General features: G+C 62.9%; 10 protein-coding genes and 1 other RNA gene. 5 read left to right on the top strand and 6 right to left on the bottom strand.

Going from position 1 to position 14,204, the window contains the following annotated elements:
• The 3 genes from serC to gyrA form a co-directional block, all read right to left on the bottom strand.
• Window positions 1–1,083: a 3-phosphoserine/phosphohydroxythreonine transaminase gene (gene serC, locus BG57_RS01645; protein WP_035959688.1), complete on the bottom strand. Its 1,083-nt coding sequence runs from the start codon at window positions 1,081–1,083 to the stop codon at window positions 1–3.
• Window positions 1,084–1,277: 194 nt separating this feature from the next.
• On the bottom strand, window positions 1,278–1,889 hold the full coding sequence (locus tag BG57_RS01650; RefSeq protein WP_035959863.1) for a DUF2059 domain-containing protein: 612 nt from the start codon (window positions 1,887–1,889) through the stop codon (window positions 1,278–1,280).
• A 180-nt stretch (window positions 1,890–2,069) separates the two neighbouring features.
• Window positions 2,070–4,727 (bottom strand): DNA gyrase subunit A, encoded by a 2,658-nt coding sequence (gene gyrA, locus BG57_RS01655; RefSeq protein WP_035959689.1) that lies wholly within the window; start codon window positions 4,725–4,727, stop codon window positions 2,070–2,072.
• A 653-nt stretch (window positions 4,728–5,380) separates the two neighbouring features.
• On the opposite strand from gyrA, the gene ompA reads away from it, so the two are divergent.
• From ompA to BG57_RS01675, 5 genes are all read left to right on the top strand, one after another.
• Complete coding sequence (gene ompA / locus BG57_RS01660) at window positions 5,381–6,046, top strand: outer membrane protein OmpA (protein WP_035959690.1); 666 nt, start codon at window positions 5,381–5,383, stop codon at window positions 6,044–6,046.
• Between the two features lie 183 nt (window positions 6,047–6,229).
• Entirely contained in the window at window positions 6,230–6,928 is a 699-nt protein-coding gene (gene ubiG, locus BG57_RS01665) for a bifunctional 2-polyprenyl-6-hydroxyphenol methylase/3-demethylubiquinol 3-O-methyltransferase UbiG (RefSeq protein WP_035959691.1), read from the top strand.
• Window positions 6,929–6,932: 4 nt separating this feature from the next.
• Window positions 6,933–7,697 (top strand): phosphoglycolate phosphatase, encoded by a 765-nt coding sequence (gene gph, locus BG57_RS01670; RefSeq protein ID WP_052005554.1) that lies wholly within the window; start codon window positions 6,933–6,935, stop codon window positions 7,695–7,697.
• A 77-nt stretch (window positions 7,698–7,774) separates the two neighbouring features.
• Window positions 7,775–8,132, top strand: a transfer-messenger RNA (tmRNA) gene (ssrA, locus tag BG57_RS31355).
• Window positions 8,133–8,783: 651 nt separating this feature from the next.
• A complete protein-coding gene (locus BG57_RS01675) occupies window positions 8,784–11,126 on the top strand; it encodes an FG-GAP-like repeat-containing protein (RefSeq protein WP_052005555.1) in 2,343 nt (780 codons plus the stop codon).
• A 52-nt stretch (window positions 11,127–11,178) separates the two neighbouring features.
• On the opposite strand, the gene BG57_RS01680 is transcribed toward BG57_RS01675, so the two are convergent.
• The 3 genes from BG57_RS01680 to BG57_RS01690 all read right to left on the bottom strand — a co-directional run bounded on the left by BG57_RS01680 (window position 11,179) and on the right by BG57_RS01690 (window position 14,109).
• On the bottom strand, window positions 11,179–12,255 hold the full coding sequence (locus BG57_RS01680; RefSeq protein ID WP_035959692.1) for a glycosyltransferase family 4 protein: 1,077 nt from the start codon (window positions 12,253–12,255) through the stop codon (window positions 11,179–11,181).
• 387 nt (window positions 12,256–12,642) lie between these two features.
• The gene (locus tag BG57_RS01685) at window positions 12,643–12,912 is read right to left on the bottom strand and encodes a hypothetical protein (RefSeq protein ID WP_035959694.1); all 270 of its coding nucleotides are present in this window, start codon (window positions 12,910–12,912) and stop codon (window positions 12,643–12,645) included.
• Between the two features lie 126 nt (window positions 12,913–13,038).
• Window positions 13,039–14,109: a substrate-binding domain-containing protein gene (locus tag BG57_RS01690; RefSeq protein ID WP_035959695.1), complete on the bottom strand. Its 1,071-nt coding sequence runs from the start codon at window positions 14,107–14,109 to the stop codon at window positions 13,039–13,041.
• Between the last annotated feature and the right edge of the window lie 95 nt (window positions 14,110–14,204).

Here is a 14,204-nt window from a genome sequence, read left to right on the forward strand (position 1 = left end):
TTAAGCGCATTCGCGCTCGAATTCCTTCATGTATTCGACGAGAGCCCGTACGCCCTCGACCGGCACCGCGTTGTAGATCGATGCCCGCATGCCGCCGACGGACTTGTGGCCCTTCAGTTGCAGAAGGCCGCGCGCCTTTGCGCCGGCCAGGAAGTCTGTGTTGCGGGATTCATCGGCGAGGAAGAACGGCACATTCATGCGCGAGCGATTCTGCCGCTCGACTTTGTTGACGTAAAAATCGCTGGAATCGATGGTGTCGTAGAGCAGCTTCGCCTTTTCGACGTTGCGCGCTTCGATCGCCTGCAAGCCGCCCTGCTTCTTCAGCCACTTGAAGACGAGCCCGGCGATGTAGATCGCATACGTGGGCGGCGTGTTGTACATCGAATTGTTTTCGGCGACCGTCTTCCATTCGAAGGCGGACGGGCAGATGGCCAGCGCGCGGTCCAGCAGGTCCTCACGCACGATGACCACCGTCACCCCCGCCATGCCGATGTTCTTCTGCGCGCCGCCGAACAACACGCCGTATTTGGCGACGTCCATCGGGCGCGAGAGAATATGCGACGACGCATCCGCGACGAGCGGGATATCGCCGAGATCGGGGATATCGAACGCTTCGACGCCATCGATGGTTTCGTTCGTGCAGAGATGCACGTAGGCGGGATCGTCCGACAGCTTCCATTCGTCGATGCCCGGCACGCGCGTGAAGCCCTGCTCCGTCTTGCCGGTGGCGGCCATGTGAGGCGTGCAGTACTTGTGCGCTTCCTTGAGCGATTTCGTCGACCACGAACCGGTCACGAGGAAGTCGGCAGTCTTCTTCGCGCCGAGCATGTTCATCGGCACGATGGCGTTTTCGCCAATGCCGCCGCCCTGCAAAAACAGAATGCGATGCGAGGCCGGCACGTTCAGCAATTCACGCAGGTCAGTAAGCGCCGCCTCGTGAATCGACATGAATTCGGCGCCACGGTGGCTCATTTCCATCACGCTCATGCCGCTGCCTTGCCAGTCGAGCATTTCGTCGGCGGCTTGCCTCAACACTTCTTCTGGCATCGCGGCCGGGCCGGCGGAGAAATTGAACACGCGCATCTAAGGGTCCCGATTGGCAGGCGCTGCCGAGAATACGGACTGGCGAAGAGACGTGGTCTCGTTCGTCGCGCCTGAAAAAGAAATGGCTGCTTGCGCTCTCACGCAAACAGCCATTATCGCATTGTCCTGAAAACCCGCCAACGCGCGAGGCGGCATGCCTCGCTGGCGAATCTATGCGGACTGCGTGCCCGTGCTTACTTGGCGGGCTTGACGCTTGCCACTTCCGAATCGGCTTGCGTACGCGTTGCCTTGATCGCTTGCGGCATGTACTTCTGCATCAGGCCGTTGACCACGTCGCGGCCAACTTGATCCTGCACCTGGATGAACTTGCGGCCCGTCGTGCTCTTGTAGAAGTTCGTCAGGTCCTTGATTTCGTCCGTCGAGTAGTACTTCGCATACGCGTCGTACTGAGCCTTCATGGCGTCCTGGCGGAAGTTATCCGTTGCGAAAACCTGACCTGCCGAATCAACCAGCTTCGGCACTGCGTTCTTCTGCAGCGTCGGAACAGCAGCTTGCTTCTGCTTGTCGTTCAGCGACTTGTTTTCCGACAGTGCGTCCGACAGGATCGCCGGAACCAGTTGCTTTGCCTGCATTTGCGCGCTGTTGCCGATCGCGCCGACGAGCTTCTGTGCGTCGATTGCGTCGAGCAGCTCCTTGATCGCGGCTTGCTTGGCCGGATCAACCGGTGCTGCTGCGGCAGCCGGCGCCGCCGTCTGGTTCGGCGCCTGGTTCTGAAGCGACTGAGCCATCGCGAAAGTCGGCACGAAAGCGGCCAGCAACATCCACTGCTTGAAACGTCCTTGCATCATTACTCCCTGTAAAAAATATTCAGTTCAGCACCGGCGACGAGCTTTGCACATCCCTATGCGCTCGGCGCTCGCTTCGAAAAGAAACGAAGCGCAGCGCCGGCATGAAGCTCACGTCGCGCAGCTTAACCAATTCAGGCTTTCAAAAGCGATAACGAGAAACCGGCGACACAAAAAATATCAGGCGCTTTCACCACTTTCGCCGCCTTCTCCGTTTTCCGCATCGTCCGGCGTGGACGTGGAGCCGTTCGCGGCTGCATCCGCTTCGTCGAGTTCGGCATCAGCTTCGGCCTCGGCGATATGCTGCAGTCCCGACAACTTCGTCCCTTCGTCAAGGCTGATGAGTGTAACACCTTGGGTTGCGCGGCCCATTTCGCGGATCTCGGACACGCGCGTGCGGATGAGAACCCCCGCCGTGGTGATCAGCATGATCTCGCTTTCTGGTTCGACGAGCGTCGCCGCGACGACCCTGCCGTTGCGCTCGGAAGTCTGGATCGCGATCATGCCCTTCGTGCCGCGGCCATGGCGCGTGTACTCGTGAATCGGCGTGCGCTTGCCGAAGCCGTTCTCCGTTGCGGTCAGCACCGACTGCGTTTCGCCGCCCGCGACCAGCAGCGCGATGACCTGCTGCCCGTCCTCGAGCTGCATGCCGCGCACGCCGCGCGCGCCGCGGCCCATCGCACGGACATCGTTTTCGTCAAAGCGGACGGCCTTGCCTGCATCCGAGAACAGCATGACGTCGTGCGCGCCATCGGTGATCGCCGCGCCGACGAGGTAATCGCCCTCGTCGAGATCGACCGCAATGATGCCCTTCTTCAACGGACGGCTGAACGCTTCGAGCGGCGTCTTCTTGACGGTGCCGAGCGACGTCGCCATGAACACGTACTTGTCCGCCGAGAATTCCTTGATCGGCAGCACGACGTTGATCTTCTCGCCGTCCTGCAGCGGGAACATGTTGACGATCGGCCGGCCGCGCGAGTTACGGGAACCCTGCGGCACTTCGTAGACCTTGATCCAGTAGACGCGGCCACGGTTCGAGAAGCACAGCATGTGATCGTGCGTGTTCGCGATGAACAGCGTGTCGATCAGGTCGTCTTCCTTCATCTGCGTGGCCTGCTTGCCGCGACCGCCGCGTTTTTGCGCGCGATATTCGGACAGCGGCTGCGACTTCACGTAGCCCGCGTGCGACATGGTCACGACCATTTCCTGCGGCGTAATCAGGTCTTCGGTGTTCAGCTCGGTCGCGTTCATCTCGATACGCGAGCGGCGTTCGTCGCCGAATTCCGTGCGGATCTGGCCGAGTTCGTCGACAATCATCTGACGGATACGCTCAGGCCGCGCGAGGATGTCGAGCAGGTCGGCGATCTGCGCCATCACGTCGCGATACTCGCCGACGATCTTGTCCTGTTCGAGACCGGTCAGGCGTTGCAGGCGCATCTGGAGAATTTCCTGCGCCTGGACGTCGGACAGCTTGTAGAGGCCGTCTTCCTGCAGACCGTACGCCGGATTCAGCCCTTCCGGCCGATACGCGATACGCCCGCCCGAAGCCTCGGTTTCCGCACGCGTGAGCATTTCGCGCACGAGCGACGAGTCCCACGGACGGTTCATCAATTCCTGCTTGGCGATAGGCGGCGTCGGCGCGGCCTTGATGATCGCGATGAATTCGTCGATGTTCGCAAGCGCCACGGCCAGACCTTCGAGCACGTGCCCGCGGTCGCGCGCCTTGCGCAGTTCGAACACGGTGCGCCGCGTCAGCACTTCCCGCCGGTGCGACAGGAAGCACTCCAGCATTTCCTTCAGATTCAGCAGCTTGGGCTGGCCGTCGACGAGCGCGACCAGATTCATGCCGAAGGTGTCCTGAAGCTGCGTCTGCTTGTACAGATTGTTCAGCACGACTTCCGGCACTTCCCCGCGCTTTAGCTCGATCACGACGCGCATGCCGCTCTTGTCGGATTCGTCGCGAATGTCGGAGATGCCCTCGATCTTCTTCTCGTTGACGAGTTCGGCGATGCGCTCGAGCAGCGTGCGCTTGTTCACCTGATACGGAATCTCGTCGACGATGATCGCCATGCGCTGCCCGCGATCGATCTCTTCGAAGTGCGTGGCCGCGCGCATGACGACGCGCCCGCGCCCGGTGCGATAGCCGTCGCGCACGCCCGCGACGCCATAAATGATGCCGGCCGTCGGAAAGTCCGGCGCGGGGACGATTTCGATCAGTTCGTCGACTGTCGCGTCAGGGGTGTTCAGCAGATGCAGGCAGGCATCGACGATTTCGCGCAGGTTGTGCGGCGGAATGTTCGTCGCCATGCCGACCGCGATACCAGCCGAGCCATTGATGAGCAGGTTGGGAATACGCGCCGGCATGACGAGCGGCTCGCTTTCGCTGCCGTCGTAGTTCGGGCCGAAGTCGACGGTTTCCTTGTCGATGTCGGCCAGCAGTTCGTGGCCGATCTTCGCCATGCGGATTTCGGTGTAACGCATGGCCGCGGCGTTGTCGCCGTCGACGGAACCGAAGTTGCCCTGACCGTCCACCAGCATGTAGCGCAGCGAGAACGGCTGCGCCATGCGAACGATCGTCTCGTACACCGACGCGTCGCCATGGGGATGGTACTTACCGATCACGTCCCCGACGATACGCGCCGACTTCTTGTACGGGCGATTCCAGTCGTTGTTCAGTTCGTGCATCGAGTACAGCGCCCGGCGATGCACCGGTTTCAGGCCATCGCGGACATCGGGAAGCGCACGCCCGACGATTACGCTCATCGCGTAATCGAGATACGAACGGCGCATTTCCTCCTCGAGGGAGATTGGCAGAGTCTCTTTGGCGAATTGATCCATTATCCGTGTCTTGAACTGTGCAGCAGCGACACGGCAGCGCGCTCGTCGACCTCACGACACCCATCCGCCGGCCGCGCGGCGCACGCCGGGCAGGCGCGCAGCCGACGTACGCTGCGGCGCCGCGAACGCAGCGCATCAGCAGATTCTACCATGCGGGAAATTTGCGCCCGGCGCGTCGCGTATACATACAGTTGCCCGGCAGCGCCCTGCTCCTGCACGAAAGGTGCGCCGCTTCGTACCAATTACTTACAAAAACCGCGGAACGTTTTCAGGCATTTCGTCACGCGCGCGGGCTATCATGCCGCCTCAACTGTTTCTGCCTGCAGAGTCAGCCGCAACGACGGGGATGGAAAACGCGTTTCGGGCACGCCGAATGCGCAACCGCAGCGCCTTGTCCGATGGCTGCAGCTTCCTGTCCCTTTCTTGTTGCGGAGGCACCACATAAGGTTGCGAGCGGGCTGGGTGCGGGGATATTTTTATCGTTGCAAGGGAACGATATGGCAAAATGCCAACGCACAAAGTTAGACACTGCTCGAAGTCTACACACAGCGTTTGGCTCCGCGGGGAATGTTATACTTCGAGCAATGTATGACTTGTCTTTGTCTACAGGCTCGCAGTAAACCTGCGGTAATCTCAATTTCGAGAGGAGAAATATGAATAAACTTTCAAAGCTCGCGTTCATTGCAGCTACCGCAGTTATGGCTGCATCGGCCTCGGCACAGTCGGTGCCGGCCTCGCGACAAGCCGTCAATGACAACTGGGTGAATGGCACGGGCGAGTATGTGTGGATGAACGGCACGAACGAGCTGTGCTGGCGCGATGCGTTCTGGACGCCGGCAACGGCTAACGCAAAGTGCGACGGTGCACTGGTCGCGCAAGCGCCGGCTCCGGCAGTCGCTCCGCCGGTCGCACCGGCTCCGCAAATCACGACGCAGAAGGTCACGTATCAGGCCGACGCTCTGTTCGACTTCGACAAGGCAGTTCTGAAGCCGGCTGGCAAGACCGCGCTGGACGATCTCGCATCGAAGATCGGCGCGCTGAACCTGGAAGTCGTGGTCGCTACCGGCTACACCGACCGCATCGGTTCGGACAAGTACAACGATCGTCTGTCGCTGCGCCGTGCGCAAGCTGTGAAGGCTTACCTGGTCAGCAAGGGCATCGAAGCCAACCGTATCTACACGGAAGGCAAGGGCAAGCGCGACCCGGTCACGAAGGGTTCGTGCAACCAGAAGAATCGCAAGCAACTCATCGCCTGCCTCGCACCGGATCGTCGCGTGGAAGTCGAAGTTGTTGGCACGACGCGTCAGCCGCAGCAGTAAGCTGTCGGATTGCCGCAGATCGAACCCCCGCCTCGGCGGGGGTTTTTTTATGCCTGAATCGCCCGGATCGACCGAATTTCGTGCCAAATGCCGGTCGCATCGCCCGTTGCGCCTTTTGCCCGCCTCAATGAGCGCCTATATACTCGGTCTAACTGATTCACGACTTAGCAAAGGTTTTCTCTCATGACCAATGTCGATCCCCACGAACTACAGAAATTCAGCGAGTTGGCGCATCGCTGGTGGGACCCGAACGCGGAGTTCAAACCGCTGCACGAACTCAACCCGGTGCGGCTCGCGTGGATCGACGATCACGCGCACCTCATGGGCAAGCGTGTCCTGGACATCGGTTGCGGGGGCGGCATCCTGTCGGAGTCGATGGCCACGCGCGGCGCGACGGTAAAGGGCATCGATCTGTCGTCGAACGCATTGGGCGTCGCGGATTTGCATAGTCTGGAGAGCGGCGTCGAAGTCGCCTACGAAGAGATTTCCGCCGAAGCGCTGGCGGCGCGCGAGCCGGCCTCGTATGACGTCGTGACCTGCACGGAAATGCTCGAGCACGTACCGAATCCGGCGGGCACCGTTGCCGCGTGCGCGGCGCTCGTGAAGCCGGGCGGCTGGGTGTTTTTCTCCACCCTCAACCGCAACGCGAAGGCGTATCTGTTCGCGGTAATCGGCGCGGAATACATCGCGCGGATGCTGCCGCGCGGCACGCACGATTACGCGCGCTTCATCAAGCCGTCCGAACTGGCGTCGTACGCGCGCATGGCTTCGCTCTTGCCCGTCGACATCAAGGGCATCACCTACCGGCCGATCTCGAGGCACTTTGGCCTGTCCAACGACACGAGCATCAACTACATGATGGCTTGCCGCCGGGAAGCGTGACACGATGAATCAAGAAGACCAGGACGAAACGGGCGTCGTGCAGACGAAGCCCTTGCCCGACGATCCGACTCCCCTGCCCCAGCGGGCCGCCGAAGGCAACTCGCTCGGTCTTTGCCAGGCGGTGCTGTTCGACCTCGACGGCACCATCGCCGATACCGCGCCCGACCTCGTGGCGGCGGTCAACAAGATGCGGCACGACCGCGGACTGGAAATGCGTCCGCTGGAAATGCTGCGGCCGTATGCGTCGGCGGGCGCGCGCGGGCTGCTTGGCGGCGCGTTTGATATCGGGCCGGAACATCACGAGTTTCCATCGATGCGCGAGGAGTTTCTCGCCAACTACGAAGCCGATCTGTGCATCGAAACGACGCTGTTTCCGGGCATCGCGGAATTGCTGGATCAGCTCGACGCGCGCGGGGTGCGCTGGGGCATCGTGACGAACAAGGTGACGCGGCTCGCGGCGCCGCTCGTCGCGCTGCTGGGTCTCGACACGCGGGCAGCCTGCCTCGTCTGCGGGGACACGACGCCCCATTCGAAGCCGCATCCCGCGCCGCTGCTGCATGCGGCCGAGCTGCTCGATGTCGCGCCGGAACGCATCGTCTATGTAGGCGATGACCTGCGCGACGTACAGGCGGGGTTCGCGGCGGGAATGATCACGGTGGCGGCCGCCTACGGCTATTGCGGCGACGATATCCCGCCGCGCCGGTGGCACGCGAACCATGTCGTCGATACCCCTGCGGAGTTGCAGCATCTGCTGCGCGACATCGCGTAACGCAGGCACGGCCGCCTCTTGAAAACGGGGCCGTTCGCCTCATATGGCTTTTCGTGGGATAATGAAAGTTCCGCTTTGGGGGCGACCTGGTTTCGACAGGGGTTGTGAAGCGGTCAGGGCATACCGAGGACCCGTCACCTCGTTAATCAATGGGAAAATCGTAACTGCAAACGACGATACGTTCGCACTGGCAGCCTAAGGGCCGCCGTCCTCTCACTAGTTCACTGACGGGCTAGGGTAGCAATACCGCGAGAGGTCATATACGTCAGTTAAGCTTTGGTGGCGTCACGACGCCAAAGTCGAAAATTTAGTGAATCGCCGTAACGCAGCGTGTTCGTCCGCGTCGTTGCGGCTAAATCAAAAGACAGAACTAAGTATGTAGAACTGGTCGTAGATCGCTTCTGGACGCGGGTTCGATTCCCGCCGCCTCCACCACCCCGTTTCAAAACCCGCGACAGCGCAAGCGTCGCGGGTTTTTTCTTTTTGTCGTCCTGCACTGCTGTGGGCCGGACGTTTGCAAGGCGCGAAAAAAAGCCCCGCACGGGGCGGGGCAAACATCCTTTAGAGACATAGTCACGGCAGAGACGACGTGAACTACGGCGAGAGAATAGAGGCTCCGGCGCGTCGCTCGAATCGGACCGATCCGATAATTGCCTTCCGCCAACTATCTGCTCTTGCGTTCGGTCAAGCGGACGCCAACATTTCTTTGTTGACCGCAGTCAACCATTTCTGGCTGGAAACCGGTTTCTCGGATGCGTCCTACATCCGCGCTCCGGCATCCCGCCTACCCTTCCCTCGCTGTTCGTCCGCTGAGCGGCTAACCCTTTGACCTTCTGCGGACGAAGAGTCATTCCAAGTACTTGGCCTCGCCTTCGGGCGAGGCTTTTTTTCGCCCGTCGCGCCCCCCGTCGATCGAGCCTCCCGCGCATCCTTCATACATGTTCGCTCGGGCACCGACCCGATCGGCCAACGCGCGGCAATCTTCTGCTTTATCGTTCGAATCAGCTTGCGCGGTCGCGCAAACACGGGGAAAGCATGCGCAGAGGCATCAGGACTACATGGTTAGAATCGGCGTGCTTGTTGTTGATGTGCGCCTTCTTCAGCCTCTTCGTTCCTGTGCAGGCCCACGCCGCAGCGGCATCGCCGGATTGCCACGCCGGCACGCTCATCACCGTGGTCGCGCATCTCGACGACGACCTCCTCTTCGTGGACCCCGGCATCAGCGACAAGCTCGACGCCGGCTGGTGCATCACGACGGTTCACATCGTCGGCGGCGCGAATGGCGCGAAGTTCGACTACGTGCTGCTGCGCGAGACCGGCACCAAACTGGCCTATGCGCGCATGGCCGGCGTTCCCGACGAATGGCGCGAATCGACGGTCACGTTTGCCGGCAAGCCCGTGCATCAACTCGTGCTTGCACAGCAACCGCGCGTCAAGCTGCTCGAATTGCGCCTGCCCGGCGGCGGCGTGCGCGGCGGCAAGGTGCCGCTCGGCCTGCTATGGGATCGCGGCCAGACGCTCACCACCTACCCGCTGAACGCGGACGGCACCGCCCCGACCAGCTACGATCGCGCATCGCTCATCGCGACGCTGCGCGCGATCCTCGCCGACGCCACGGAGATCTACACGCTGAATCCCGACACCGTCGCGTTCATGGAGCATCCGGACCACATCTACGCCGCGCGCATGACCCGCACGGCGGCACAGGGCCTCAAGCGCAGCCTGCCGATCGGCTACCACGTGACCTATCCGACCGGCGGCCTGCCGAAGAACCTCGACGCCGCCGACACGCTGCGCAAGCGCGATGTCGTCGGCAGCTATTTCGCGGTCGATGGCAACGACGCGGGCCACGTCTTCGGTGAATACATGTGGGACGGCAACTGGGTCGCGCGCCGCTACTGGAGCGCCGCCCGCACCAGCGACGCAGGCCCCGACTTCCAGTTGCGCCCGTTCCAGCTCGTCAACGAGTATTCCAGCCGATGCCTCGCGTCCGGCGGCGCGGGCAACGCGCCGCGCCTTGGCGCATGTTCGGGCGATGCATCGCAGAACTGGTTCTGGAAGCAATTGCCCGCGACGCCCGGCGAGAAGAACGATGCGCTGCTCGTCAACGCATCGACGCGAGCGTGCATCGCCGAGCGCGACTCGGGGCTTGTCGAAGAAGCATGCGACGCAAAAAGCGCAGCGCAACGATGGACGCCGTGGGACTTCGGCTTCGTCTACACGCCGCTCAACCATTGCCTTGGCGAGAAGAACGGCACGCTCACCGCGGGCCGATGCTCGCTCCTGACCGCCGAATACCGCTGGTCGCCGTCGCCGCAGACCGTGTGGACCGATACGCGCCAGGAAGGCGCGCTTTATGGCGACGTGCGCGGCGCGGGCCGCGACAGCACCGTCTACGTCCAGCGCCGCAAGGACGGCCCCGGCTTCAATGTTTGGGTCGCGGAGATGTCGCGCATCGATCAGGCCGCGCCCTGGTATCTGAATGCCGTGCCGTTCGATCCCAAAGCGACCGCGCCCACGTGCCAGGGCGATACGCTGTGCTTCGACAGCGCCCGCTTCCTGCTTGCCGATTTCGATGGCGACGGCCGCGCCGATCTGATGGTCGTCACGCCGCGCAATGGCGGCACCGCGTTCTGGCTCTTGCGAAGCGCGGGCACGCACTTCGAAGCGCCGCGCCTGTGGCGGCAGACGAGCGCCGCATGGACGCCCGACATCGCGCAGCAATACATCGCGGGCGATTTCAACGGCGACGGCCGCGCCGATGTCGTCATCGCGCAGAAGCGCAAGGACGCGGGCCTCGATCTCTGGATGCTCGATTCTGCCGCGCCGCCTGCGCTATGGCTCGAAGCCCGCGAACTCGATGCCGGCGCGCGCTTTCTTCCGGCGCGCGTGGCGGGCTCGCCGAAAGCGGGCCTCATCGCGATGGAGAACGTCGATGGCGCGCTCGCGCTCTCGCCGCTCGCGAGCACGGGAAGCGCGTTTACCGCCCGCTATCGCACGAATGTGTATCCGCAGTTGCGCGCGGCATCGGTGAAAGTCGCGGCGGGCGATATCGACGGCGACGGCGTCGACGATCTCGCCGTGCTCGAACCGCGCGGCGATGCCTCGGGTACGCGCGTCTTCACGATCAAGGGCGGTCGCGTTTTCGGCCCCGCGCAGAAAACGGCGACGCTGCGCGACACGTCCTACGCCGATTCGATGCCCGCGTTGATCCGCCGCAACGAGCACGACAATCACGCCACGCTGATGCTGTTCCGGCGTGCGAACGCGCTGCTCAAGGAGTTCTATTTCACGGGCGGCGCGCCGAGCCTGGCGGGCTACGACATCGACACGTCGTTCCGTCTCGGGCCGGTGCAAATCTGGGGCGACCTGCCGGGCTTGTTCTCGGAATCGCTCTGGACGAAGACGCTCGCTTACTGGAGCCGCTAAAGCAAAACGCCGCCCGATCAAGGCGGCGTTCAGGCTTTCCAGCTCTCGCCGTTTAGCTCAATCCCACTCGCATGTTCAGCACATCGCGGGCAATCGCGAGGTAACGGTCGGCGGTACTCTGCAACGTCAATCCTTGCAGCGGACGCTTGGCGCGCGGCTGCGTCAGCGCGTGGAGCAGCGCCCGGCCGTAAGCGTCCGCATCCTTCGTATCGAGCAGTTGCACGCCGGGGAAACCGCCCGCGAATGCGAACGACGCGATCTCGTTGCCCACCACCGGAATCCCGGACGCGAGCGCCTCCAGAAAGCCGATGCTGTGCGCCTCGAAGCTCGAAGGCATCGCGAAGACGGCCGATGCACGCAGAATCTGCGCGACGTTGGTCTGCGGCCCGTCGATCGTCACGCGATCGTTCAGTCCGAGTTGCGCGACGCGTTCGACGACCGCCTTGTGATAGTCGAGGTTTTCGATCACGCCGCACAGCAGGAGCCGCGCATCGGGATCGGCGCGCGCGACGCGGGCGAACGCTTCGACCGTCTGCAACTGGTTCTTCTCAGGAATGTAGCGGCCCACCTGCACAATCTGCTTGTACGCGACCGGCACGCGCGGACCGGCATCGTCGGCGAAGCGGGAGACGTCGACGCCGTTGGGCACGACGATCATCGACGGATGCAGGCCGATCTCCTTCACGTACTCGTCGATATTCTTCTGCGACACGCCGATCACCGCCTTCGCCCGATTCGACAGCAATCGCTCGGCACGCATCAGCGCGGCGTTGGCGAAGTCGTTCGCACCGGAGTGCATGACCCACACGATCGGCACGCGCGTCGGCAAGGCACGCACGTAGAGCGCGGGAATCGTCGCGTGCGCGAAGATGATGTCCGGCCGGAACGTGCGGATCGCCCGATGGAGAAACAGCAGGCGGCCGAGCTTGCCCGGCGTCTTGTCCGGGAAAATGCACGACACGCCGTGCGCGCGAAGCTCGGCGCTGATGTGCGCGAAGTCATCGTGCTCCGGCATCAGCGAGGCGATGGAGACATCGTGTCCGTCGCGCTGATGCCCGATCGCGACGCCCTTTGCAAGAACCTCCGCCCCCGACAGGCGGGGCGCAAGTATGACCTGCAGAATTCGCATGGTTGCAGTCCCTCGGATGGTCCGTAGTGCGCTCGAAGCCACGCGCCGTGCCCAAGGCATCGCGTCCCCCGTGCCTCGCCCGCGCGCGATATCCGCGTCTTCGGGCAGCCGGCGCACTCGTGTTTTTGTGATTTTTCGACGGCAAGAAAAACGACCGCGCGCACCGCCAAAAGCCGCAATGACACGCCCGGATTAAGGTACTGCCGAGGCCATGCCGCACATCCGCCATCTCGTAGTGCTTTTCGGTCCGCGCCTGAATCATTGCGCGCGCAATGAGGTGACGCGCACACGCTGCGTGCGGATGGCCATACGGAACGGAAGAAAGCGAGGGGAAAGAATGGAAGCCGATGACGGCGCGCATTGCACGCGCCGCGATTCATCCGGGCTTTAGTTCGTGCCGTCTTTCGGGCACTTCAGGTTGCAGCCGTTGGGGTCGCCGTTATCGGCGCGTCGACGCATCGCGGACGTGCCTTGCTGATACTTGTCCGACGGCGCGGACGCGGCAAACGGCATCTGCGGATGCTCGTTGAGGCGGAACTGTTCCTGCAGCACGCCGCCCGGCAGACCCGGCGAATTCTGGGCAAAAGCAACGGGCGCGAGACAGATGGCGCCGGCGACGAGCGACGCCGACAATGAAGCGAGCAACGAGAATTTCATGGCGGTATTCGCGCGGCAACGCGCGTCTCAACAAAGTGGAACTCGACAGCAAGCCGTTAGGTTAACCCAATTCGCCGCCGCAAGCCCGCTTTGCTGCCCGCGTTCCTCTTACGGATCGTTTCGCGTTCAGCCGCGCAAGCCTTCGTCGATATCGACGAGCGTGCCGCATTGCTCGGGATCGTAGCCTCCGAGATGCGCGACGCTGCGGTTGAACGCCTCGCTGCGCAACACGCCGAGCACGGTCGAGAGACGCGCTTCGTCGAGCCGCGCACGCTCGCATGCGAAGAAATAATCCTCGTCGATGATCGGAATGAAATCGAGCCCGAAGTGCTGCGCGGCCGGCTGCACGCCGAAGCCGAGATCCGCCATGCCGCTCGCGACGAACGCGGCGATCGCCGAGTGCGTGAGCTCGGTCGACGCATAGCCGTTGATCTGGTCCGGATCGACGCCGACGCCGCGCAGCGCCAGATCGAGCAGCATGCGCGTGCCAGAGCCCGGCTGACGGTTCACGAAGCGCACGTCGTCGCGCGCGAGATCGCGCAGGCCGGAGACGCGCTTCGGATTGCCCTTCGCGAGAAAGAGGCCCTGCGTGCGCCGGGTGAGGCGAATCAACTGATGCTTCCTGGTATCCAGATAGGGCCGATAGATATCCGCGCAGACCGAGCGGAATTCGCCGATCGGCAGATGGAAACCGGCCAGCTCGCACTCGCTGCGCGCGAGCGCCCTCACCGCCTCCGCGCTTTCCCGATACTTGATGTCCACCGGCACGCGCCGCTCGCCGAGCGCGCGCACGAGCGTCGCGACCGCATAGCCGTGCGACGCGTGAATGCGCACCTCCGATACCTCGCCCGCGAGCCGCCGGTTCAGTTCCTTGGCGACCTCGTTAGCGACCGCCTGCAATGGCGCTTCGAGCCGGTCGCCGCACATGCGCTGCGCGCGCAGCACCGATTCGCCCAGTTCCGACAGCACGGAACCGCGCCCGCGCGACTTCGTGATCAGCGCGCCGCCCAGCCGCGCCTCGATTTCGCGCAGCAGGCCCCACGCATGACGATAGGACAAACCCCTAGCGCTCGCCGCATTGGCAATGCTTCCTGTCTGCGCGACGAGCTGCAAAAGCGGCACAACCGCGCTGAGACTGGTTTCCCGGCCATCGACGTCCCGCAAGATGAGCTCGGCGCGGCATTCGATGTCGACCATATGCATTGCCCCTTCCTATTGCCAAGATATATCACGACGCCTATTGTTCTTTCACAGGCTCGGCGACCCTGATTATATGATCGAAATATGCATCA

It is taken from the genome of Caballeronia grimmiae (assembly GCF_000698555.1).
In the GTDB taxonomy this organism is placed as follows: domain Bacteria; phylum Pseudomonadota; class Gammaproteobacteria; order Burkholderiales; family Burkholderiaceae; genus Caballeronia; species Caballeronia grimmiae.

Excerpts from the sequence above, each read along its gene's own strand:
- serC (WP_035959688.1), bottom strand. The coding sequence starts at position 1,083 with ATGCGCGTGTTCAATTTCTCCGCCGGCCCGGCCGCGATGCCAGAAGAA.
- BG57_RS01650 (WP_035959863.1), bottom strand. The coding sequence starts at position 1,889 with ATGCAAGGACGTTTCAAGCAGTGGATGTTGCTGGCCGCTTTCGTGCCG.
- gyrA (WP_035959689.1), bottom strand. The coding sequence starts at position 4,727 with ATGGATCAATTCGCCAAAGAGACTCTGCCAATCTCCCTCGAGGAGGAA.
- ompA (WP_035959690.1), top strand. The coding sequence starts at position 5,381 with ATGAATAAACTTTCAAAGCTCGCGTTCATTGCAGCTACCGCAGTTATG.
- ubiG (WP_035959691.1), top strand. The coding sequence starts at position 6,230 with ATGACCAATGTCGATCCCCACGAACTACAGAAATTCAGCGAGTTGGCG.
- gph (WP_052005554.1), top strand. The coding sequence starts at position 6,933 with ATGAATCAAGAAGACCAGGACGAAACGGGCGTCGTGCAGACGAAGCCC.
- BG57_RS01675 (WP_052005555.1), top strand. The coding sequence starts at position 8,784 with ATGTGCGCCTTCTTCAGCCTCTTCGTTCCTGTGCAGGCCCACGCCGCA.
- BG57_RS01680 (WP_035959692.1), bottom strand. The coding sequence starts at position 12,255 with ATGCGAATTCTGCAGGTCATACTTGCGCCCCGCCTGTCGGGGGCGGAG.
- BG57_RS01685 (WP_035959694.1), bottom strand. The coding sequence starts at position 12,912 with ATGAAATTCTCGTTGCTCGCTTCATTGTCGGCGTCGCTCGTCGCCGGC.
- BG57_RS01690 (WP_035959695.1), bottom strand. The coding sequence starts at position 14,109 with ATGGTCGACATCGAATGCCGCGCCGAGCTCATCTTGCGGGACGTCGAT.